The organism is Sphaerospermopsis sp. LEGE 00249 (assembly GCF_014299995.1).
Taxonomy (GTDB): domain Bacteria; phylum Cyanobacteriota; class Cyanobacteriia; order Cyanobacteriales; family Nostocaceae; genus Sphaerospermopsis; species Sphaerospermopsis kisseleviana.
This window is the reverse complement of record NZ_JACJUZ010000066.1, coordinates 1-23672: the sequence shown is the minus strand read 5'-3', so window position 1 is coordinate 23672 and position 23672 is coordinate 1. Positions and strand designations below refer to the sequence as shown.

The 23672-nt window shown below is 37.2% G+C and carries 24 protein-coding genes; 13 read left to right on the top strand and 11 right to left on the bottom strand.

The window, feature by feature from the left end:
* Positions 1-155 precede the first annotated feature (155 nt).
* The 3 genes from H5968_RS19420 to grxD all read left to right on the top strand — a co-directional run bounded on the left by H5968_RS19420 (position 156) and on the right by grxD (position 1643).
* On the top strand, positions 156-704 hold the full coding sequence (locus H5968_RS19420) for a hypothetical protein (RefSeq protein ID WP_137669033.1): 549 nt from the start codon (positions 156-158) through the stop codon (positions 702-704).
* 165 nt (positions 705-869) lie between these two features.
* A complete protein-coding gene (locus H5968_RS19415; RefSeq protein WP_096565682.1) occupies positions 870-1106 on the top strand; it encodes a BolA family protein in 237 nt (78 codons plus the stop codon).
* A 213-nt stretch (positions 1107-1319) separates the two neighbouring features.
* Entirely contained in the window at positions 1320-1643 is a 324-nt protein-coding gene (gene grxD / locus H5968_RS19410) for a Grx4 family monothiol glutaredoxin (RefSeq protein ID WP_096572563.1), read from the top strand.
* Positions 1644-2180: 537 nt separating this feature from the next.
* Here grxD and H5968_RS19405 read toward each other — a convergent pair.
* Positions 2181-2753 carry a response regulator gene (locus H5968_RS19405; protein ID WP_187041268.1) on the bottom strand — a complete coding sequence of 191 codons (573 nt, stop codon included), beginning with the start codon at positions 2751-2753 and terminating at the stop codon, positions 2181-2183.
* Between the two features lie 274 nt (positions 2754-3027).
* On the opposite strand from H5968_RS19405, the gene lipA reads away from it, so the two are divergent.
* From lipA to psaX, 3 genes are read left to right on the top strand one after another with little or no spacing between them, the layout of a single operon-like run.
* Entirely contained in the window at positions 3028-3924 is an 897-nt protein-coding gene (gene lipA, locus H5968_RS19400; RefSeq protein ID WP_187041267.1) for a lipoyl synthase, read from the top strand.
* A gap of 44 nt (positions 3925-3968) precedes the next feature.
* Positions 3969-4109, top strand: a complete 141-nt coding sequence (locus H5968_RS19395; protein ID WP_187041266.1) for a hypothetical protein — start codon at positions 3969-3971, stop codon at positions 4107-4109.
* Positions 4106-4222 (top strand): photosystem I protein PsaX, encoded by a 117-nt coding sequence (gene psaX / locus H5968_RS19390; protein WP_096565677.1) that lies wholly within the window; start codon positions 4106-4108, stop codon positions 4220-4222. Before H5968_RS19395 ends, psaX begins: the two co-directional genes overlap by 4 nt.
* A gap of 192 nt (positions 4223-4414) precedes the next feature.
* Here the strand turns inward: psaX and H5968_RS19385 are convergent, their stop codons facing one another.
* Complete coding sequence (locus H5968_RS19385; protein ID WP_096565675.1) at positions 4415-5281, bottom strand: branched-chain amino acid ABC transporter permease; 867 nt, start codon at positions 5279-5281, stop codon at positions 4415-4417.
* Between the two features lie 185 nt (positions 5282-5466).
* On the opposite strand from H5968_RS19385, the gene hrmK reads away from it, so the two are divergent.
* Positions 5467-7317 (top strand): hybrid histidine kinase/response regulator HrmK, encoded by a 1851-nt coding sequence (gene hrmK / locus H5968_RS19380; protein ID WP_187041265.1) that lies wholly within the window; start codon positions 5467-5469, stop codon positions 7315-7317.
* A 352-nt stretch (positions 7318-7669) separates the two neighbouring features.
* On the opposite strand, the gene H5968_RS19375 is transcribed toward hrmK, so the two are convergent.
* The 5 genes from H5968_RS19375 to H5968_RS19355 form a co-directional block, all read right to left on the bottom strand.
* The gene (locus H5968_RS19375) at positions 7670-10480 is read right to left on the bottom strand and encodes a cation-transporting P-type ATPase (RefSeq protein WP_187041264.1); all 2811 of its coding nucleotides are present in this window, start codon (positions 10478-10480) and stop codon (positions 7670-7672) included.
* A 474-nt stretch (positions 10481-10954) separates the two neighbouring features.
* Positions 10955-11842 (bottom strand): nucleoside triphosphate pyrophosphohydrolase family protein, encoded by an 888-nt coding sequence (locus H5968_RS19370; RefSeq protein WP_187041263.1) that lies wholly within the window; start codon positions 11840-11842, stop codon positions 10955-10957.
* Positions 11843-11941: 99 nt separating this feature from the next.
* Positions 11942-12448: a DUF1643 domain-containing protein gene (locus tag H5968_RS19365; RefSeq protein ID WP_187041262.1), complete on the bottom strand. Its 507-nt coding sequence runs from the start codon at positions 12446-12448 to the stop codon at positions 11942-11944.
* A gap of 45 nt (positions 12449-12493) precedes the next feature.
* Positions 12494-13669, bottom strand: a complete 1176-nt coding sequence (locus tag H5968_RS19360; RefSeq protein WP_187041261.1) for a nucleotide kinase domain-containing protein — start codon at positions 13667-13669, stop codon at positions 12494-12496.
* A gap of 420 nt (positions 13670-14089) precedes the next feature.
* Entirely contained in the window at positions 14090-14869 is a 780-nt protein-coding gene (locus tag H5968_RS19355; RefSeq protein WP_187041260.1) for a Uma2 family endonuclease, read from the bottom strand.
* Positions 14870-15389: 520 nt separating this feature from the next.
* On the opposite strand from H5968_RS19355, the gene H5968_RS26195 reads away from it, so the two are divergent.
* The 4 genes from H5968_RS26195 (at position 15390) to H5968_RS19335 (ending at position 17807) form a co-directional block, all read left to right on the top strand.
* The gene (locus H5968_RS26195) at positions 15390-16190 is read left to right on the top strand and encodes a GUN4 domain-containing protein (RefSeq protein ID WP_187041259.1); all 801 of its coding nucleotides are present in this window, start codon (positions 15390-15392) and stop codon (positions 16188-16190) included.
* A gap of 393 nt (positions 16191-16583) precedes the next feature.
* On the top strand, positions 16584-16829 hold the full coding sequence (locus tag H5968_RS19345) for a UPF0175 family protein (RefSeq protein WP_096565667.1): 246 nt from the start codon (positions 16584-16586) through the stop codon (positions 16827-16829).
* Complete coding sequence (locus H5968_RS19340; protein WP_187041258.1) at positions 16826-17314, top strand: DUF3368 domain-containing protein; 489 nt, start codon at positions 16826-16828, stop codon at positions 17312-17314. The genes H5968_RS19345 and H5968_RS19340 overlap by 4 nt, the downstream gene beginning before the upstream one ends.
* Before the next feature lie 295 nt (positions 17315-17609).
* A complete protein-coding gene (locus H5968_RS19335; protein ID WP_187041257.1) occupies positions 17610-17807 on the top strand; it encodes a hypothetical protein in 198 nt (65 codons plus the stop codon).
* Positions 17808-17901: 94 nt separating this feature from the next.
* Here H5968_RS19335 and H5968_RS19330 read toward each other — a convergent pair whose 3' ends face one another.
* The 4 genes from H5968_RS19330 to acs all read right to left on the bottom strand — a co-directional run bounded on the left by H5968_RS19330 (position 17902) and on the right by acs (position 21270).
* The gene (locus H5968_RS19330; RefSeq protein WP_187041256.1) at positions 17902-18159 is read right to left on the bottom strand and encodes a Uma2 family endonuclease; all 258 of its coding nucleotides are present in this window, start codon (positions 18157-18159) and stop codon (positions 17902-17904) included.
* 26 nt (positions 18160-18185) lie between these two features.
* Positions 18186-18671, bottom strand: coding sequence for a DUF4365 domain-containing protein (locus H5968_RS19325; protein WP_187041255.1), 486 nt, complete (start codon positions 18669-18671; stop codon positions 18186-18188).
* A 4-nt stretch (positions 18672-18675) separates the two neighbouring features.
* Positions 18676-19170: a DUF4365 domain-containing protein gene (locus H5968_RS19320; RefSeq protein WP_096565657.1), complete on the bottom strand. Its 495-nt coding sequence runs from the start codon at positions 19168-19170 to the stop codon at positions 18676-18678.
* Positions 19171-19299: 129 nt separating this feature from the next.
* Entirely contained in the window at positions 19300-21270 is a 1971-nt protein-coding gene (acs, locus tag H5968_RS19315) for an acetate--CoA ligase (RefSeq protein WP_187041254.1), read from the bottom strand.
* A 699-nt stretch (positions 21271-21969) separates the two neighbouring features.
* On the opposite strand from acs, the gene H5968_RS19310 reads away from it, so the two are divergent.
* Both H5968_RS19310 and H5968_RS19305 read left to right on the top strand, forming a co-directional pair.
* Positions 21970-22662, top strand: coding sequence for a hypothetical protein (locus H5968_RS19310; protein WP_096565653.1), 693 nt, complete (start codon positions 21970-21972; stop codon positions 22660-22662).
* A 76-nt stretch (positions 22663-22738) separates the two neighbouring features.
* Positions 22739-23182 (top strand): hypothetical protein, encoded by a 444-nt coding sequence (locus H5968_RS19305; RefSeq protein ID WP_187041253.1) that lies wholly within the window; start codon positions 22739-22741, stop codon positions 23180-23182.
* Positions 23183-23672: the final 490 nt, after the last annotated feature.

The following is a 23672-nucleotide window of genomic DNA, read 5'->3' as shown; positions in this document are numbered from 1 at the left end:
GAATATGCAGGGTTACAGGAACTCTATTCAACTGATGTCCAGTCTACATCAGAGAAAGTTGTGATCTAAATTTTGCTGTATCTCAAGCACAAACCGAGTTAAGATACCCAAAGTTTCCATAATTTTTTTATAGACTTGTTACAGTATTTGACCCCATGAACCTTACTGCTACTTCTTTATCACTTATTGCAATTCTTAGTCTGTTATCACCTGTACAGGCTCAGGTCATACAGCTACCCGATAACCAAGCACAACCTATTGATGGTAATGAACCTAATACCCTGCGTCCCAACAGCCAAAATAATAGCTTGTTAAGTATGGCAGGTGGCGATCGCCTAATGAAAGAGGCAGAACAAGCTGTTTCCGGTCAAAACTACACCCTAGCTGCTAAAAAACTCCAAGAAGCACGCCAACTTTATAATCAGCTATCTAATTTTTACCAAGATTTAAATGCCAGTTTTTCCGGTATTGACATCAGAGTATCTGATTCTCAACGCAAAAAAGCCCTGGAAACTGCCCAAAAACGCGACGAAGCAACCTATCAACTAGCACTAGTACATCGAGCTTTAAATCAGCCAGAATTAGCAGTACCATTATTGATTCAAATTATTAAGAGTCAAAACCCCACACGGGAATTAGGTAAAAAAGCTTATCAACAACTGTTTGAATTAGGTTTTGTTGATACCGCTTATCCCAGAAAATAGTTGATAGTTGATAGTTGATAGTTGATAGTTGATTGTTGATTGTTGATTGTTGATTGTGTTATTAACTTCCCCTGCTCCCCTGCCTCTTAACTGTCACCTGTCACCTGTCACCTGTCACCTATTCCCTGATAATAATAGAGAAGTAAGTTTTTTTCAGGAATTGGGATGATTACTCCACAGCAAGTTGAGGACATGATTAAGGCAGAACTGCCAGATGCACAAGTTGAGGTGCAAGACTTAACAGGTGGTGGGGATCACTATCAGGTGACTGTCGTTTCATCACAGTTTGCAGGTAAGGGACTTGTAAAACAACACCAAATGGTTTATGGTGCGTTGAAGCAAGCGATGTCAACTGAAGCGATTCATGCCTTGGCTTTGAAAACATCTACTCCCGAAGCTTGACTAATTTTAGATTTTAGATTTTAGATTTTGGATTTTAGATTTTGGATTTTGGATTTTGGATTTTGGATTTTGGATTGAATAAATTACATGACAGTGAAAAAATTGCAATCTCATCAAAATCTATAAATCAATCTAATAAATCAATCTAATAAATCAATCTAAAATTGAATGAACCTTGGAATTTTGAATCTCCGCAAAAAGGAACTAACAACAATGACACCAGAAGTTAAAGAAAAAATTGATAACTTGATCAAGAACAATAAAATTATGGTTTTCATGAAGGGAACTAAATTAATGCCCCAATGTGGTTTTTCTAACAATGCGGTGCAGATTTTCAATGCTTTGGGCGTTCCCTTTGAGACTTTTGATGTGCTTTCTGATTATGAAGTCCGTCAAGGCATTAAAGAATATTCTGAGTGGCCAACAATTCCCCAAATTTACATTAATGGTGAATTTTTAGGCGGTTCTGATATTTTGTATGAAATGTATCAAAAAGGTGAATTACAGGAAAAAGTAGAAGTAGCACTAGCTTCATAAATTGGGGACTGTGGACTGGGAAGATAGATGGGGAGATAGGTATATCTCACAAGGGTCGGTATTTTACATTGTCGTGAGGGCAAGACAAGGACGACTTGGAAGGACAGTGGACAAGGGAGGAAAACCGTACAAAATCAGATTCTCTTGGTCACCAGAACAGTCCGTCAAAATACCATTGTGCGTATCAAATCTTCCTTGTCTACTTTCCCTCCGTGTCTTCCAGGTCTTCCCTTCACAGATAATATTAAAAACCTACCCTTGTGAGGTTCGCTATCCATTACCGGGATCTTTCTTAACATTCGTGAGAGCCAAGAAGACTTATTTAGGGCTTGCTGAATAAACTCAAAACCTTGATAAATCAAGGGTTTCAGGTAGAAAATCAGGAAATCAGTGCAGGATTTTTCAGGGGTATACTCCTAAAAGCGTGCATTTTCCGGGTGAAATTTCAAAGAATTGGTTACTAACAGATCACCCAAACTCTTGCCTATTCCCTATTCCCTATTCCCTGCCTTAACGAAGAGACTTTTTCAGCAAACCCTATTTAATTTTCTGCTTAATAAATGTCACCACCTGAGTTAGCTGTTTCTTTAAATTATCAATTTCTGCTTGCATCTTGGCAATTTTAGCATTCAGAGCTTGAATTTCTGCGGCAGAAGCTCCTTCTGTACCAGCTTTAGTAGCTCCTAATGCTGCTGTTGCAGTAGCTGTTGGAGTAACAGCATCTGTACGGGCTTTTTTAGCTGCTTTTGCCATAGCTGATTTAATCGCAGTAATCAGCTGTCTATTGTCAAAAGGTTTGTTGAGAAATTCAAAATATTCAAATGGTTCGGTAATTTTGTCTGTCACCTCTTCCTTACGGCCAGACATGATCACTAAAGGAATTTTCTTTAATTCTGGGTTGGCTTGAATTTTTTGGAAAACTTCCCAGCCACTCATTTTCGGTAAAATAAAATCCAACATGATCAAGCTGACTTTTGTGTTAAGGATGAGATTATATCCTTCTAAACCGTCTTTTGCTTCTAATACCTCAAAATTGCCTGGAGGCAACATTTCACGGACTTTTACTCTGACAACTGTAGTGTCATCGATAACTAGAATTTTGTTGGCCACGACTGATTACTCTACCAGAGACTATAAGTTTATATGGCTGATGCGCCGACTGACATTAAGAATTCTCCCACTATATATAAGATTTGCGTAAATTGGGGGAGAGTATATTTCCATATAATTGCCAAAGCTGTAAGGAAATCGGAAGTAAATTTTCAAATTGCTGCTTGCCTTGTAAACAATGGTTTGTAAGCTATTGGTAGCTTTACTTTTATAGGTATCATATTACAGTATTTCCCAGTGATTTTTTATATTCTCAAGTTCATCAACAGATTATATGAATTCTGCACAAGAACTCAAATCAGAAATTGCTGCCATGCCTAGCTGGTTACGCCGTTCTATTGGTAAAGCTAGTGAAATTTCCACGGTACAACGTATTATTAAGCAGCGTCAAATTCATACTATTTGTGAAGAAGGCCGCTGTCCCAACCGGGGGGAATGCTACGCCCAAAAAACAGCAACTTTTTTACTCATGGGTCCGACTTGCACTAGGTCTTGTGCTTTTTGTCAAGTAGATAAAGGTCACGCACCAATGCCCGTAGACGAGGAAGAACCGCAAAAGGTAGCAGAATCCGTACATTTGTTAGGATTGAGCTATGTGGTACTGACTGCTGTTGCCCGTGATGATTTAGCTGATGGGGGTGCGGGTCATTTTGTCAAGACTATGGCAACAATTCGCCAAATGAACCCAGCAACGCAAATTGAGGTTCTCACACCAGATTTTTGGGGTGGTGCGGGTGTGGGTGAAACTGGTCAAAAGCACAGGATAGCTATGATTGTGAATGCTCAACCGGCTTGTTATAACCATAATGTGGAGACGGTTCGCAGGTTAACAGGTCCGGTGCGACGAGGTGCAAAATACGATCGCTCTTTGGCAGTGTTAGCAACAGTGAAAGAAATTGATGCCAGTATACCCACTAAGTCCGGTTTAATGTTGGGACATGGGGAAACTCAGGAAGAAATAATTGAAACAATGGCGGATCTGCGGGCTGTGGGTTGCGATCGCATCACACTCGGTCAATACATGCGCCCTTCTTTGGAACATCTCCCAGTACAAAAATATTGGACACCAGCAGAATTTGATGAACTGGGGAAAATAGCCCAGGACATGGGCTTTAGTCATGTTCGTTCTGGTCCTCTGGTGCGGAGTTCTTATCATGCTGGTGACTGGTAATTGGTAATTGGTGATTGGTAATTGGTGATTGGTAAAACATAAAATTGATTACCCAGTCCCCAGTCACCAGTCCCCAGTCACCAGTCCCCAGTCCCCACACAAATATTTTTAAAGTTTCTGGAAAATTGGCGCTTATGTTTGCTATTTGTGGAAAAGTGATTAAATCAGGAGAACCAAATTTATGACTTCCAAAGGAAAAGCTGCTAAACCTTCTTACGTTTTCCGTGCCAGTTGGGCGTTGCTACTGTTGGCGATCAACTTCTTGGTGGCAGCTTATTATTTTCAGATCATTGAATAATTAGCTATCAGCTTTCAGCATTTAGTATTTAGCGATCAACTTTCTTGCCATTAGGTTGATGCTAAATACTGACGGCTGAAGGCTGATTTTTTATACTAATTGGAAAGATGAATTTGAACAATTAAAAGATCAAATGTTGATATATCAAGACTTTCACAATCCAGAATCCAAAATCCACAATCTAAAATGGTATTAGATTGTGCCTTTAAATAAACCTTTGGGACGGATGAGCAGCACCAAAATCATGATTAAGAGAGCTACACCTTGTTTATACTGAGAACCTAGCCAAGGGATGCTGACTTCCTGAACAATACCAATGATAAAAGCAGCAGCGATCGCACCGTAGGGGTTGCCAATACCACCCAAAATCACAGAGGCAAACAAGGGCAAAATCAGAAACCAGCCCATATTCGGACGTACAGCGGTAATCAAACCGTACATACTACCGCCTAAAGAAGTAAAAGTACCTGCAATTATCCAAGTCCAAAGAATTACTCTATCAACGTTAATACCAGATACTCTAGCTAAGTCTAAATCATCTGCCACTGCTCGCATGGCTTTACCGATTTTAGTGTTTTGTAATATGTAGTGAAGAAACAAAATCGCCAGCACAGCTAACCCTAGTACCAATAATTGATTTTGCGGTATCCGTAATTCCCCAAATTCTAAAGCAGGGATGACAGGGAGATTATAGTTTTGGTTTTTACCACCCCAAATAAAAATAATGCCGTTGCGGAGAAATAAGGCCAGTCCGATAGAAATGATGATCAGTGTGGTGGAAGTAGCACGAACTGACCGCATTTTTGACCACAGCAATTTTTCTGTCAGTAACATTACTGCGACTGTTCCCGATGCTGCTAAAATCATTGATAGCCAAATGTTTACACCCAAGGCATTGGCTACCAAAGTCAAATAAGCTCCCAAGGTAAGAAAATCACCATGAGCAAAGTTTGATAATCGTAAAATTCCATAGGTCAGCGTTAGTCCTACTGCTCCTAGAGCAATAATACTGCCCACCGCAATGCCGTTAATGATTAATTGAGCTAGTTGTGTATCCATTGTTTTAAGTTTCTGTGAAGAAAATAAAATAAATGTGTAATGTGATTCAATAACAGTTGCATTAGGCGTTACAATAGACACTATCAGTTATAATTTACAATTAAAAGATACTTCTCCGTTAATATACATAAAATCCAGTTCATAATTTCCTGCCAAGGTTAGTTTCTTTGGCTGTCTAGTGAACCATGCAGCAGTCTTCAAACTTACCAGAACAAAACTCCCAGATCGATGGAACATCAAAACTTTTGCACACAATCCAGCAACGGCGGGATAATTTTTGGTTGCAAAACAGATTAAATCATTTGCAGAGTCGTTTAAATGATTGTCTGCTGGTTGCTAATATGATGCAGTCCACAGAGACAGAAGCAGAAATTTATCAAACGGTAGTCAACGAACTGGAAAAAGCTTTAAATGCGCGTTGGGTGGCGATCGCTCAATTTCCAGCAGATGAAATAGTGGGTAAGATTTGTTATGTTTCTAGTTCTCCCTCCCTGAGAACACCAATCATAGAAATAATATCCCAACCTGGAACAAAGCTGGACTTGAGGTTAAACGCTACCATCAGACTGGAAGATTTGCAGCAAATGGAGAAACAAAAACCTGGCAGTGCTTGGCGTTTAGTTGATGATGATAACGGTATGATGGCATGGCTAATTATTGCCACATCAAAGTCTAACGTGAATGGTGTTTCAATTAAACCATTCTTAACTCCCCTGCGATCGCAATTCATTAAAAGAACAATTCAGCATTGTCATACAGCTTTAACACAACTAAAGCAAATGCAATTTTGGCAAGAAAGATGTCAACAATTAGCCAATTATAATCAAGAATTAGAACGCACAAATCAACTTAAAAATCAATTTCTCGCCAATACCAGTCACGAAATCCGCACACCTTTAAGTTCTATAATTGGATTTACTCATCTACTTTTAGCACAAGGTTACGAACCAGACAGACAACGCCATCAAGAATATTTACACATTATTCAATCGAGTGGTAAACATTTACTAGACTTAATTAACGATATTTTGGATCTTTCCAAAATAGAAGCCAACCAGCTAGAAGTGCAATGGGAAGTAATTGATGTACCATCATTATGTAGCAATGTTTTAGCTTTAGTGAAAGAAAAAGCTGCTAATAAAGGTTTGAAATTACGTTTAGAAATTAACGATGATGTAACAACTTTATTAGCTGATTCTTTGCGACTGAAGCAAATGCTCTTGAATTTATTATTTAATGCAGTCAAATTTACCAATTCAGGTAGTGTTGGTTTAAGAGTAGCTACACAAGATTCATCTTTACGATTTACAGTTTGGGATACTGGAATTGGTATTTCCAAAGAATATCAATCTTTACTATTTCGTCCTTATAGCCAAATTATGAACCCCGGTTTTAGAAACAACGAAGGTACTGGTTTAGGGTTGGTAGTGACACAACAACTTGCTCAAATTCATGGTGGTTCTTTAGAGTTAGAATCGGAAGTAAATAAAGGTTCTGCTTTTACTATTATCTTACCACTTCAACCCACAGGAAAAGTTTTGGAAGCAATAGAAGACAAGGCAAAAAAAGATTTAGAATTAAGTCAATTAACGAGTAATTCTTCTGCTTCTCAGTTTTCTTCTCATATTCCCATCAGTGCATCAAGAGAAATTTTGTTACTAGAAGATGATTTTGCCAATTCTGAATTAATGCGAATTTATTTAAGTAGATTAAGTTATCAAGTAACTTGTGTTAAGAATGCACAGGAAATGTGGATGACTCTCCCACAGATACAACCAGCAGTAATTTTAATGGATGTGAATTTACCAGATAGCAACGGTTTGAGTTTAGTGGAACAACTGCGAAAACATCCTCAATATCAGCATATTCCGATCATTGCCCAAACAGCAATGGCTATGAAAGGAGATAAAGAAACTTGTTTAGCTGCTGGTGTTGATGATTATATTTCCAAACCCATAGATTTACAAGTTTTAGGTAGTATGGTAGCAAAATATTGTCAAGGATTTAACAATGGACAATTGATAATTGACAATTGATAATGGGGAGCATCCCAATTTTGCAAAAATCAACGCAACCACACCAAAAACTCTGGCTCAACTTTCTTACCTTTGTGTCCTTTGCGCCCTTTGCGGTTCAATCATATTCAGCCTTGGAGCATTTTATTTCGTGAGATAAAAATAAATTTAAAAAATAAATTTACACATTTGGGATACTCCCTGATAATGAGGTTAATTGGGTTGTAAATCTCTAGTTTTCAAGATCAAGAAAATTAACGAAGGCAGAAGGCAGGAGGCTGAATACTTACTAAAAACCTTTCCTTGCTTTCTATCCTCTACCCTTGAGCAAGATGTAACTTTCCATTGTCAATTATCAATTATCAATTGATAACTATGAGATTTCAGCTTGATGGTTGACTCTGTGAATAATTATTTTTCGCAATTCATCAGCTATTAAAATTAACGGTGGACAAAACAATAACATCAACAAATAAGATGGTTTTAAAGGTGCAGTCGAGAAAACATTTTGCAAAATAGGAGAATAAATAATTGATAGAATCAATATCCATTCCACCGCAATTCCTGCCCAAATTAAACGGTTAGTAAAAAAGCCCAAACGCAAAATAGAAAATCTTTCGGAACGACAGGCAAAAACGTTACCATCTTGACAAGCGACAATAACGGCTAAAGTCATAGTTGTAGCTTGGTGATAAATCGCCATTGTCGCGGCATTAGCTGAGTGTGATAAAATACTAGGACTAAGTGCTTGTAATTGGGGAAGGTTATAACCATTTGTCCACCAAACAAAGAAAAATCCTGCCATCCCTGCTAAACCTTCCAGCAGACCTAAAAAGCAGTAAGCACGCAGTAATAAAGGTAAATCTAACAGTGCTTGGGATTTTTTCCGGGGTGGTAACTCCATTGAACCAGTTTCCGGTTTTTCTGCCCCTAATGCCAGTGCAGGTAACATATCTGTACCTAAGTCAATGGCTAATATCTGCAAAATTACCAGTGCTGGCGGTATTTTCAGAAACACCATTGCTAGGAAAGGTAAAAACTCCGCCATGTTGGAAGCGAGAATGTAAGTCATGAACTTGCGGATGTTTTGATACACCGCCCGACCCTGTTCAATTGCAGAGACGATAGTGGCAAAGTTGTCATCTATGAGAACAATATCCGCAGCTTCACGGGCAACATCAGTACCACTAATTCCCATCGCTATGCCGATATTTGCAGCACGTAAAGCGGGGGCATCGTTGACACCATCACCAGTAACAGCGACGATATGACCAAGGGTTTTATAGGCTTCAACTAACCTGAGTTTCTGTTCTGGTATGACTCTGGCAAATACTAACCCGGTTTTGTGCTTGTGGATGATTTGCCGTAATTGCGTATCAGAAAGATGTCCTAATTGTTCACCGGTGATAATTCTGGGTTTACCGTTAGCTAAACCAATACGTTGGGCGATCGCTGCTGCTGTCAAACCATAATCACCTGTAATCATAGTAACTTGAATGCCGGCACGATGACAAAGAGCGATCGCATCCGCAACTTCTGGACGTGGTGGATCAATCATCGCCACCAACCCCAAAAAAGTCAAATCCTGTTCTAACAAATTATTATCTAGCTGATTTAATTCCCCCCCACCTTGCCTTGTCGCCACCCCTAAAACACGATAACCTTGACTAGCCAATTGATCATTAGCCGCCACAACTCCCTCGCGCTGAGTTTCCGTTAATTCCAGCTTTTCCCCCGAATGCCATAAATACCGCGAATGTTGCAACACATCTAAGGTTGCACCCTTAGTAAAAATCACATACTCGCAATTTTCAACATTATCTAACTGCAAATGTCCTTCTAGCAAAACCGTCATCATCCGACGGTGAGAGTCAAAAGGAATTTCCCGAACCCTGGGCGATCGCTGTTGCAACTCCTCCAACTGCAAACCCGCCTTAATTGCCGCCACCAATAACGCCGCTTCCGTAGGATCACCCACAGCTTGCCATTGATTGGAATTGGGGGGATGATTTAACCGCGCATTAGAACAAAGCGCCGCACCAGTCAACATTAACCGCACCTGAGACTGATTTTCACTAGAGGTAATTTCTACTTCTCCCTTGGGTTCATAACCCACCCCAGTCACATTGATATTAGTATTAGGAATCCATAATTGGCGGACAGTCATTTCATTTTTAGTCAAAGTCCCAGTTTTATCAGTGCAAATAACAGTCGTTGCACTCAGAGTTTCCACCGCAGACAAACGCCGCACCAAAGCATTCTTAGTAGCCATGCGTCTGACACCGATTGCCAATGCTAAACTCACAGTAGGTAGTAAACCTTCGGGAACAAACGCCACAATAATACCAATGGCAAAAATGAAACTTTCTTTCAGTTGCATTCCCACCAGCAACTTAGTTAATAAAAATATCACCACCCCCATACTCAAAGCAATGATAGTAATGATGTGAACCACCCTAGAAATCTGCACCTCTAAAGTGCTGGCTTCCCGCTTCACATTTGCCGTAAGATGGGCGACTTGACCAAATTCTGTATGTGTCCCTGTTGCATATACTACCGCCAGTCCCCGACCAGCAGCAACCGTAGAACCTGCAAATACTAAATTACTCGCTTCCGAAGCATGGATATTTGCGGCGGTGACAGGTTCGCTAATGCGGGGAACAGGCAAAGATTCCCCTGTAAGTACGGAAGCATCTACATATAAAGATTGACTTTCAATCAGTCTGGCATCAGCGGAGATTTTATCACCTTCTTCTAACTGCATGACATCGCCGCTAACTAATTCACGGGCAGCAATTACAGATAATTTTCCATCACGATAAACTTTAGCTTGGGAAGGTAAGATTTTTTTCAGTGCTGATAAAGCTTTTTCCGCTTGATATTCCTGCCAAAAACTAAAAATAGCATTAATCCAAATTACTGCCCAAATTGCCCAACCTAATTCCGGCGTTTGGGAAATAAAAGCTAATATTCCCGCTACCCACAACAGCAACGCCATAAAATGGGTTAATTGGTCAGTGAAACGGAGTATTAAAGGGCGTGTTTGTGGTTCAGGAAGTTCATTATAACCAAATTGTTTTAATCTTAAATTTGCTTCTGCCTCGCTGATACCTTGAGGAGTTGTTGTTAGTGTCTTGTAGACATCTGTAGGTGTCAGCGTCCAAATATGAAAGTTGGAATTCATACTTTTGGTATCAATCCGGCTTTGATATCTTAGATGCTGAGTTTATACCTGTTCATCTGTCAAAGGTATTATCTGAATCAGGATATCTGGTTACTGAGCGACTCGTACTGAGCCTGTCCTGAGCCTGTCCAGGGCGGTGTCGAAGGGCGCAGTCGAAGTAAGTCGAAGTACAGGATTAAAGGATGTACAGGATTTTAGTTTGTGGTCAAAGATTCCCGACTTCTAAACATAATTAATTGCATGAATAAAAAGATAAATGATATTTTTTCTCTGCGTCCTCTGCGTCTCTGTGGTTCGTTTAAAAATAGCAAAAATAATTGAACGCAGATGAACGCAGATAAACGCAGATAAAGATGGACAATCGAAAATCAAAACACGATAATTTCAAACAACATCCTGGACATCCTGATTCAGACAATTAATTATGATGCTTCACTGGTAAGAAAATAGATTTATTGCTTGAGTCTAGCTTACTCAAATTTGATAAGTAATCGAACGTGCATCAAGATCAACAACTACCTTTCCCCCATGATTTTTCTCTACTTGTCTCCAAACATCATAACCCATGAAAATCGCCTTCTCCCAATCTCCCAATGAACAACGAGAAACTTCTAAATGAGATGTCATATTTTTAATAGTCTTCAATAGTTGATAATCTAAAGTTGAAACACCTTCTAAAAAACCGTGATCTTTAGCATAGCTGAATACAAGTGCTGATATACCTTCCTCAATAGCTACTGCACGACCTCCGTCTTCAACTTCGTCAATAAGAGGATTACTTTTGCGCTTACGTTTTAGAATGCTACGAGTAACTACAGACCAACCTAAAATAGCAGCATAAGCAAAATGAAAAACATCATGGAAGCGATACCCATCACTTTGATAAGAATTATCAGTGAGATCATTTCCTATCTGTTCCTGGTTGATAAATGCTTTCATTTTCACGGAATTATCTTTGCTGACTTCTGTAATTTCTACTTCAAATTGTCGTGGCAATCTTTCAGTTTCTGGGAAGTCATTATCAAAAATGTATATGGTATTTGGCTCATCTATTGGTGATGAATTTCTCCATCCCCAACGGTCATTACACTTTCTCAAATTATTGTTTGCTATTTCTTCTAAATTTAGGTTAAATTTACTGGCTATATTGGAAATATACCAAAGCATATCTCCCAATTCTTCTGCAATTCCTTCTTTAAATAATTTGTGTGCATCACCATCGCGTAAATGTTTTTTATATTCTGTCATCAAAGAACCAACTTCACCAACTAACCCTAATAGCGGTATGATTAATTCACTACCTTCAACAGCAGGAATTTGATCTGTATTCAATGCTTGTGTTTGATATTCAGAAAAATTCATGATGCAATTTCTCCTATTTCAAAATAGTTGTTGATTTTTATAGAGATAAAATACAAATCTGAGTAATACTTAAAAAGTGTCACCATGAAAATTTGAAATTTAGCTTTGTTGATAGGGAAAAATAATTGGCTCTAGATTATTTCTAAGACCTCTCGGATGATGTGGAAATCCTTTCTTTGTTAGCTCTAGACAATAAATAGGTTGTTTACGAGAAATTAGACTTAGCACTTCCTTATCACGATTTTTAATTCTGGTATGCTTATTTGCACCACTACCCCAAGCTAAAATAATTAAGTCAGCGCGTTGTGTTGCTAATTCAATATAGTAGTTATTTTTCGGTCCCACAGGGTCATCTACTTGGCGAAGTTCATAGGGTTTTGTAGCACGATAAGCGAATAAATTAACCAGTTCAAGAGAACCGTATTTCTTCCAAGACCGGGTAAAGTTAATACACCTAGTCAGTGTGGGATCACCTTCATTTTCATCAGCCTTACTTGGGTTAAGCATTATAAAGGTAACTTGTGGCAAAGTTTCATCCCATTTACGTCCTAATAAATAGCGATACTTTTTAGTAATATCAATCTCGGCATATCCTTTTATTTCCATGTGTGTTACCCTGAATTACTCCTGATTTATAAATAGTAGAATATATCAAAAAAGACACAACTGTTGAGATTTTTGCAACTCTGTATTTTTCAAAGCTTTTGATTTTTTATTCTGCGTTTCTTGCGTATATTTTTTATGCAATTTTGATACATTATCTGATATTTCGGATGCCGTTTTTACCAAAGAATCTAACTCTAAAGATAATTGCTGAGAATTATCTTGCAAATTAGGAATTTCTAATGGTGGTAATCTCTGTGCTAAAGTTTCCTGAACTTGATCATTAATACACCATTTAGGTGGATAAAAATAATCAATTGGCTGAGGAGTTGCAGTGAATTTTGCTTTGATCTTTTTACGATTACTTTTTAAATCAGGAAATGCGGCTCGACAGTATTTGTCAGTTTCACAAAAAAGATTTTGACAGTCTATGGCTTGTAGAGGACGACCCCAAAGCGATTGGAAATTTAATCCCAATCGTTGAAATTCATTTTCTTGATTTTCGGTCATCCAATAAATTACATCAGCATAACTTTTTCCTTGAGTATCAATAAAACATTTATTAATACCTCGTTCTGCGCCCGGTCCTGCTATAGTAAAACTGTTTTCATCAAAGTTAATAACTTCACTATAATTAATATCTGTCGCTAATTGGTAAGCCATAAACTTACCTAACAATGGATAAGATGCAAGAATATGGAAAATTTCTTCTAAATTTTTAGCTTTGACTATAGGATTAATCACCCTATCTTGGCAAACCATTTTATCAATTAATGCCAAATGATTTTGGTGTTTTTTATCATAACCAAACTCTTTACTAGCACAAGACATATAAGCACTGGTATAAATCACATATCCAAGATCCATAGCTTCTTGTAATATGTTTGAATATACGTCTAAATCAAAATTAGACAGTGTAATATAATTTCCTATTTTGCTTTCTAAATATTCCCAAGTTTCTATTTTATTGAAAATTTTAAATAGCAAAATCCTGAATAACACTTCTTCTTCATTTTTGCTCCTATTTTCATCATAAATTACATTTTTGATCAGATATTGAGAAACCCGATCACTTACTCGATAAGCATTACAAAATTTATAAGTATTAAGAATAGGATCGCTCGTCCAAGGTGGTGGAACATTTTTAAGTTTGTTAAAAAATACTTCCTGACGCATAGCAGCAAATCGCCAATAGGTATCAAAAATTTCTTGTCTTACTTGCATAAACTATTCTCCTTGCTTATCGTCATCAATATCAATCCTTCATCAATTATGGAATAACACAGTGAAGTTAAACCCAAAATTAATATTATCAAACTTTTCCTTGGGTTGCGCTTCCGCTTAACTCAACCTATCATTTTTTAACTTAACTTTATGCAAAGACACTAAAAAACACTTTGCGTATTTTCGCTTACCCTACGGGATTTATTAAGAGAGATTGCGCGAGACTATTTCAAACTAAGCACCTTCAGTAATATCAAGAATAATTAAACGCAGATAAACGCAGATAAACACAGATAAACACAGATAAAGATGGACAATCAAAAATCAAAACATGAGACTTTCAAACAACATCCTGTAAATCTTCAACTCCTGGACATCCTGATTCTGACATTTTTTAGGAATTTTTTGAAAAATTAGTATTTATTCTAGCATTTCCAGATCAATTCCTAAAGTGTTAAGTTGTTCAGGAGAAAGGGAACGTAATTTTTCCACAAGTTTTTCCCGCTTTTGTTTTTCAACTGCTGCACGTTCTTCACCTGTTAACAATAAATTCCCTGATTCATCCCACCAACGCAACCAAGGTAAATCAGCATTTTGATATAAACCTTGCCAAATTCCTAACTCTACCCCTAAAGGTTTAATGGGATAATGTCCCCGTTCATTGGGTGTCATTAATTGATAATTATTATCCACTAAATGATAAACTTCGACTTGTGCCTTTGCTACTTCATAAATGGCATAATAAGGAACACGGATAGCTTGTTCATAAACCCAAAATTTACCAACTTTTCCATCATTTCCTTGAGATGGTGGTGTTTTATTTCGTTCTTCTGTACCATCACCGGAGACAAATTCAATTACTATTAAAGGTGCAATATATTCTTTCCATAACACATAAGAACGGCGCATTTTACCGTTTAAAGTTGGTGGTACATTGGGTACATAAAACCAATCTGGTGCTTCTGCACCTTTTTCTGGTGGATCAGTTAAACGCCAATATATCCCAGAATCTTGACCGATACAATATTGACCATCAGGATGCAGTTTTTCGAGAATAGGTTTAATAGAGTCTGTAATTAATATACTTTGGGGATGTTCCTGAAGATTTTGACCTACGGTACGCTTCGCTAACACGAAAGTACCATCTGAGTCTGGTAACTGGGTGTGGTCTGGTAATGTCAATACTGTGAAAGAAGTCATAGGCATAACCAAGATTGTATTTATATTTTATGGTAATTTTTAAATGGTTTGTTGGTGATGAAAGTTGTATTTGTCTGAATCAGGATATCCAGGATTAAAGGATTTACAGGATGGTAATTTTTAGATTGTTTATAACATTTAAAGGCAATCATCAAACAACATCCTCAAAATCCCAACATCCTCACAAACAATCATTCAGCAACATCCTGTTAATCCTATCATCCTGGACATCCTGATTCAGACAAAAATTTAAGACTTGACAAGACGCGAAATTTACATTATATTTATGTTATCAGTGGAAATCTGTCCGCGCATATATAGTAAAATTTTGTATCACAAAGATCCCCGACTTCTAGGATAATTGATTTTGATACAGGATGATTAGATCAAAGAAGTCGGGGATCTAAATTTTGTCTGAATCAGGATATCCAGGATTTGAGGATTTACAGGATGTTATTGATAAATTGATGGTTTGATTTGATGTCTTTTTTTATCTGAATCAATAGGGTAATCTATACCAATGACAAATCATTCACAACAACCGGGAAAATACGATGCTGTACTGGGTAGTCAACATCAAACCTCAGAGTTTGCAGCAGTTTTAGGTGGCATTGAAGGAGTAAAATTAGGATTGAGTAATCCTAACCCCCAAGTAAGAATAGTCTCAGTTAAACAGGCTTTGAATTATGGAGAAAGTGGTTTAGATTTAGTTATTCAGGCTTTAAATGATGAGTCTATATATGTACAAAATACGGCTTATACTTTGTTAGAACCTCGCACAGAAGAAAAGGTAAAAGAGGCATTAATAATATTCGATAATGCACAATTAAAATCAGATGTAGGAATGGACTACAGAAAACTGCGTGACTACCTCAAAGCTGGAAACTGGAAAGAAGCGGATGAAGAAACAGCATGGGTAATGTTAGCGGTTGCGAAACGGGAAAAAGAAGGTTGGTTAGATACTAAAAGTATTGATAATTTTTCCTGTGCAGACCTCCGCACCATTGACCAGTTGTGGGTAAAATACAGTAATGGTAATTTTGGGTTTTCTGTGCAAAAACGGATTTATCAAGGTTTGGATGGAACGAGAGAATATAACCAAGAAATCTGGGAGAAGTTCGGGGAGAAGGTAGGATGGAGAAAAGGAGGAAGATTTTTGTATTACAGAGATACTACTTTTGATATAAAAGCACCAATTGGCCACCTCCCTCACCTTTTACCTTGTGTGTATACTTTAGGTTGGGGGTCACGTAAGTTATTAGGATGGTCGGGTTTTGGGTTCTTTTATCTCGCGTCGAGACTTGTAAACTGTAACATTTAAAGCTTTCAGAAAATTATTAAGTCAGAATCAGGATAACCAGGATTAAAGGATGTACAGGATGGTAATTTTTAGATGGTTTATAATCATTTAAATAAAATTATCAAAAAACATCCTGAAAATACCCAACATCCTCACAAACAATCATTCAATCACATCCTGAAAATCCTCAAATCCTGGACATCCTGATTCAGACCAATAAAATACCCAACATCCTCACAAACAATCATTCAATCACATCCTGCAAATCCTTAAATCCTGGACATCCTGATTCTGAGAAATGCAAGGTTTAATTAAGATTTGAGAATGTACCAAAATTGTGATATTATATTATAAGACTTGATCAAGTAAAGATAAATAATTAATTCAACACAATTTTCATGAGGAGATAAATTTATGAGTTTAACTATTTCTGATGAAATTCTCCATTCTACAGGAATGACATCAAAAGAATTATTAATAGAAATTGCAGTGATGTTATTTGAAAAAGAAAAAGTTAGTTTAGGTAAAGCTAGTAAAATAGCTGAAATGAATTATGTAGAATTTCAGGAATTACTAGCTCAACGTAATATTTCCCTTCATTATGATGTTGCAGAATTTCAAGAAGATATGAAAACTCTTCAAGAAACAGGTTGGTTATGATTATTGTTAGTAACACATCACCAATTAGCAATTTAGCTAAAATTGATCACCTATTTTTACTGCAAGAAATTTATAGTGAAGTTATTATTCCTCAAGCAGTATATGATGAATTAACAGATATTAGAGCAGGAGAAAAAGTTAATAATGCTATAAAAAATGCTAATTTTCTCAAGAATAAACCTGTTATTAATTATCAATTAGTAAAAGATTTACAGCGAAATTTAGATAGGGGAGAATCTGAAGCAATTGTATTAGCAATAGAATTAAATGCTAATAAGTTGTTAATAGATGAAAGATTAGAAAGACAGGAAGCGATAAAATTAGGATTGTCTTTGACTGGAGTATTAGGTATATTGTTGATTGCTAAAAAAAGAGGATTAATTAATAATGTTAAATCTTTGATGGATAAGTTAATTTCTCACACAGCTTTTAGAATTGGTGATCAACTCTATTATACTATTTTGATAGAAGCTAATGAAAATTAGTAGTTTGTAGGGTGCGTTAGGAATGCAAAAAGATCATAAAATACACCAATCAATTTACACGAAGTAACGCACCATTTTTATTGTCTGAATCAGGATAACCAGGATTAAAGGATGAACAGGATAGTAATTTTTGGATGGTTTAAATTATTCAAAAACAATCATTCAAAAACATCCTGAAAAACACCTAACTTCCAAAAAACAATCATTCAATAACATCCTGTAAATCCTCAAATCCCGGACATCCTGATTCTGACAAATTAAAATATTAGTACACCACAAATGAAATATATAATGTATGAATAACTCAGCATTTACCATCTTTATCGTCTTTGGATTTATTTGGATTTTCATGGCCACTGCTGCTGTAATTGCACTGTTTAAATCTGATGGTCAAGAAATTAGGATTAGTAAAATGGGATTAATCATTATTATTCCTATTATTTTACCAATTATTATTACCTTGAGTTATGCAGCATTTAAAGGGGCCTTTTAATAAAGGGACATTTTAATAATGATGGTCAGAATCAGGATATCCTAATTCTGACATTTTTTAGGAATATTTTAAAAAATTAGTAAAAAATTAGTGTTTATTCTAACATTTCCAGACTAATTCCTAAAGCGTTAAGTTGTTCAGGAGAAAGGGAGCGTAATTTTTCTACAAGTTGTTCTCGTTTTTGTTTTTCAACTACAGCGTAAAAATTGCCAGTAATTTTATTATGATTTATTGTTCCACCAGTCCTTGGTATAATTAAGCCATCTATATATTCGTGACGTATTTCTGAATTTATTTCAAATTCTAGATATTCTGTGAGTGAGTAGTATTGTGTTTCCTTTGTAAGAGTCATGATATTATATGCCAAAAACATGAATACTATACTTCTACTAAATTACTTTTATGGTCATACCAATTATTAACCATCGCAATAATATCATCTATTTTCTCATCATTCAGGTTTTTAAATTCCTCATTTTCATTAATTTTCAAAGCCACATTATTATGATCTTTGATGATAGGTTCTAAAATCCATTTATAGTAACCTTTATCATTATCTAATGTAAAGAAAAATAAGCAAACTGGAAATGGTAAATCTCTCAAGACATTCAAATTGTTATATCTTTTATTTTTTAGCTTAAAAATACTATCATGCTGAATCAAATTAGAACTAGAAGCTGTTGCTTTCACTTCTACCCCAAACATTCTACCGCTAGACTTACCATCTTGGGTGATGGTTACTAATAAATCTAATCCTGTGTCTTTTTGTTGTTGAGAAACAATCAAATCATCACGACGAGTCAAGTAAACAACAGCTAAAGCTTCTGAACGGAAACCAATATACCAAGGTTGTTCTGTTTGCATTGTTTTATCTCCATTGTTGATCAGTAAATTGGGAACTTAAAATTTTCTGTATATTCTGTGTGTACGGTTGCCAAAAATTATTGACCTCATTCCAAAGGATTTCTCTATTCTGTTTATTAATAGGAAAATTAGTAGATAAACTTGAGAGAGATGTTAAATTTTCACCATTAGCAGAAACTAAATAACCGACTTCTTGAACTTCATCAATTCCAACTATATAAGTTGGTGCTGGATAAGATGCTATACCAAGTACAGATTCCTTTTTTACTTGCACCTTTAAACGTTTATCTTTCTTAGTATAACCTTGTCTGGTAGTTTTGACTTGGACAAAAAAATAAGGAATATAACAACCAGCACCTACTAACTCAACAATAAAATCAACATACTGCCATTTATCTCCTAAAAACTGAGGCTTAAAAATGGGACCATCATCAGAGTGAAATTTAGTGATTAAAACTTCAAATATCCTCTCACCTCTTTGTCCGAGTGCATCCCTCATTATGTTATATATATCCCTATCTTAATTCAGTTATAATTTGCTTCCCAAAATATAGGGTAAGCAAAATTGCCCACCCCATATTAATTCACCTCTCTGCGCCTCTGCGTCTCTGCGTGAGCTTAATTCAAACTAAGCACCTTCCCGCAACTTATCCAAAACACTGCGATCCTCAAGAGTCGAAGTATCCCCCGATACCTCCTGACCCGCAGCCAAATTCCGCAACAACCGACGCATAATTTTACCCGATCGCGTTTTTGGCAGTGCATCAGTAAACTTAATTTCCCCAGGACGAGCGATCGCACCAATTTCCTGAACAACGTGCTTTTTCAGTTCCTTACTCAACTCCTCACTGGGTTGATAAGTTCCCTCTAAAGTCACAAAAGCTACAACTTCTTCACCCTTCAACTCATCAGGTTTACCCACCACCGCAGCCTCAGCAACCGCAGGATGAGACACTAACGCAGATTCTACTTCCATAGTCCCTAAGCGGTGTCCAGACACATTTAGCACGTCATCCACACGACCCATGACCCAGAAATAGCCATCTTCATCCTTTCTTGCACCATCACCGGCAAAGTACGTATATTTACCATCTTTGGGCGGAATATGTTCCCAATAAGTGCGACGGAAACGCTCAGGATCACCGTACACAGTCCGCATCATTCCCGGCCAAGGATGACGTACAGCTAAATAACCACCTTCATTGTCGGGAACTGTGTTACCTTCTAAATCCACAATATCCGCAATAATACCAGGGAAAGGACGGGTAGCGGAGCCGGGTTTAGTAGGAATTGCACCGGGTAAAGGTGTAATCATAACACCACCAGTTTCCGTTTGCCACCAAGTATCAACGATGGGGCAACGTTCACCACCAATCACTTTATGATACCATATCCAAGCTTCCGGGTTGATAGGTTCACCGACAGTACCCAACAACCGCAAGGATGAAAGATTGCGGGATTTAGGATGGTGTTCACCCATTTTGATAAAGGCGCGGATAGCGGTAGGAGCAGTATAAAAAATCGTTACTCCGTATTTTTCAATCACATCCCAGAAACAACCAAGATTAGATGCACGGGGCGCACCTTCATACATTACAGTAGTTGCACCATTGGAAAGAGGACCATAAACAATATAGCTATGTCCCGTAATCCAACCGACATCAGCAGTACACCAATATACATCTGTGTCCTGTAAATCAAAAATCCATTTTGTGGTAATATGACTGTATAGGTTATAACCGCCTGTAGTGTGTACTACCCCCTTGGGTTTACCCGTACTACCGGAGGTATAAAGCACAAATAACATATCTTCGCTGTCCATTGGTTCAGCCGGACAGTCAGCGGATACACCTTGTTGTAAATCATGCCACCAGTGATCTCTACCTGGTTCAATGTGAACTTTTTGACCAGTGCGTTTAACAACTAAGACATCTGTAACACTGGGTGCGGCGTTATCTGCTAAAGCTTTATCTACCTGTTCTTTAAGCGGTACAATTGCATCCTTACGCCAACCACCATCAGCAGTAACTACTACTTTTGCTTGAGCATCATTTAAGCGATCGCGCAAAGCTTCCGCACTAAAACCCCCAAAAACAACGCTATGAGGTGCGCCTATTCTCGCACAGGCTAACATAGCAATAGCAGCTTCCGGTATCATGGGCATATAAATCCCCACGCGATCGCCCTTGTTCACACCCAACTGTTTCAGCACATTAGCAAATTGACAAACTTCACGATGTAACTGAGCATAAGTTAGCGTGCGAGAATCTCCCGGTTCACCTTCCCAAATCAAAGCCGCTTTGTTTTTACGCCAAGTCGTTAAATGTCTATCAAGACAGTTATAAGAAATATTAATCTTGCCATTGACAAACCACTTCGCAAAAGGAGGTTGCCAATCTAACACAGAATCCCATTTTTCAAACCAATGTAACTCATTTTCCGCTAAATCTGCCCAAAATTTCTCAGGGTCAGCTTTTGCAGTATCATAAAGACGCTGATAATCTTCCAAACTTTTGATTTGAGCTTTTTGGGAAAAATCACTAGCTGGATGAAACAGACGCTTTTCCTGTAGGATAGATTCTATCGTCGGTTGAGACATGATGAATTATGTAAACAGTATTGTGACTGAAAACTATTGTTAGCAAAGTTTTGGCAAATATTATTTAGATTTTCATTAAGCTAGATGAATCCAACTGTCTATCACAGAATTATCAAATTGTGTGATATCCCATTTTATTCCTTCTTTGTGTACTTTGCGTCCTTTGCGGTTCGTTATCATATAATTTCTACATTTTAGACAGAACTAGAAGTAGAGATCCCAGTAACCCAGTTGACAAAAGTCATAAATAAGCAAAAATAAGCCACTGAGCAGATAAAACCTAAAGAAAATATTAAGTATGATTGAGGGAAAGAAAAACAGTACATCTTGTACCGGGAAACAGGATAAGATAGAAAAGTATCAGCAAATAAAAAAGTGTATCCCCAGTTGCAGAAAATAAACAACCAGAGTGGTAGAGACTGAAACCAAAAGATAGTATACTAACTACTGTGGCAGTTGTGAAATCCTCAAATTTTGGCGAATACAACCTTTGTCCAAAAATGTCAATACAATCTTTCTTTAATTAAGTAAACTTTACCAAAACTTTACCAAAACTTTACCAAAACTTTACCAAAACTTTACCAAAAACCAAACTTTAACACCAAATACACCAAAACATGAATCATATACATCTGTTCCCAGGTATAAATTGAAAACAAAATGTTTATTTAATTTAGTGACTCAAAAGTAGGGCGTAGTTTGCAAGCAAAAGAAATAAAGGATAAACTAAAGTTATTAAGCGAGAGAGCCGCAACAATAGATCCTCAGTTAGCCAAAAGATTAAATGAGATCAATCGTTGGGTTAAATATACTCGCCCTGGTTCCCTGACTGCTAAACCTTATGTGCTTGCGTTTCTCCTAGAGGTAATTACAGACTCTACAATTTGGCTACTAATTAAATCATTACCTTCCGAAGCAGCCAGACAAGCAAAATTTGAGCAAATGACAGCCAATGAAAGGTATTGGTATGGTTATTTATTTCCTAAGTGGATCAACTCAACAGATGCCAAATTTTATATTTGGAAGAAAAAAATGATGGCAGGGGAGTTTAATCAGTTGGATGATGATATGATTAAATCAATAGCCCAAGATATTGTGCGTCGTGAAGGGAATGTTTGGCAGCGTTATATTGCTGACCTTTCTATGGCGACAGATTTAATCGTTAGTAATCATCAACACAAACCACTTTGTATTCAAATCACCAGTGTTAGTAAAGAATTTCATGGTCAAAAATATGAAAAGTGGCAAAATGCCCTGCAAATGTGGGAAATAGAGCGAGGATTGTTTTTAAGTTACAATCCTGGCGAAAATGATTTTATCAACCAGTTAGTAAATGTGGCGCTGTACAACAGTGATCATCTGTCCCAAGGAAAGTATGTCAACTTTTCCTGATATCCAATTGTTGATATTGAACACCTGAGTCCTTGCCTAAATCGTTACCTGTTTACGACAGCATTTATCAGCATTTATGCTTAACCAAAAAGAAATGAACAGCATTACTCAAGTAGATGAATTTGCTGAAATTTTAGCAGCAGCCCGCAGAATGCAACAAGACTGGTTAGAATATGGAGTAAATTATGTACATCTTTATGTTGAAGATGCCGATGGAGATTGGTTAGAAACATGGGATGATGATGAAATATTGAATCATTCTTTATTAGATACTATTAAAGAATTTTTAGTAAGTAATGATGATATAGCAGTAAAAATTAGGTATCGTTTACGAGATAGGCCACTGTTTGATTTAGCTGTAGATTTAGAAGAATGTGTGCGGATTTCTAGGGAAGATCAAAAAATATTAGCTATTAGCGATATTCTAGCGCGTTATCTTCATATTTGTGATCTTGATTTACTGGATTTAGCAAATAGTTTGCTGGATAAGTTGCTGTCATTTTCCCAGAACATATTTTAACCGTAGGGGCGAAGCATTTGGGCGATAATGTAACGGAAAAATCAGACATCTAGATATCGCAAATGCTTCGCCCTGCCCCCATAAATAAGTTCCATAATATCTTTTCTGGAGATTGTCATTTTCCCAGAACATATTTTAATCGTAGGGGCGAAGCATTTGGGCGATAATGTAACGGAAAAATCAGACATCTAGATATCGCAAATGCTTCGCCCTGCCCCCATAAATAAGTTCCATAATATCTTTTCTGGAGATTGTCATTTTCCCAGAACATATTTTAACCGTAGGGGCGAAGCATTTGGGCGATAATGTAACGGAAAAATCAGACATCTAGATATCGCAAATGCTTCGCCCTGCCCCCATAAATAAGTTCCATAATATCTTTTCTGGAGATTGTCATTTTCCCAGAACATATTTTAACCGTAGGGGCGAAGCATTTGGGCGATAATGTAACGGAAAAATCAGACATCTAGATATCGCAAATGCTTCGCCC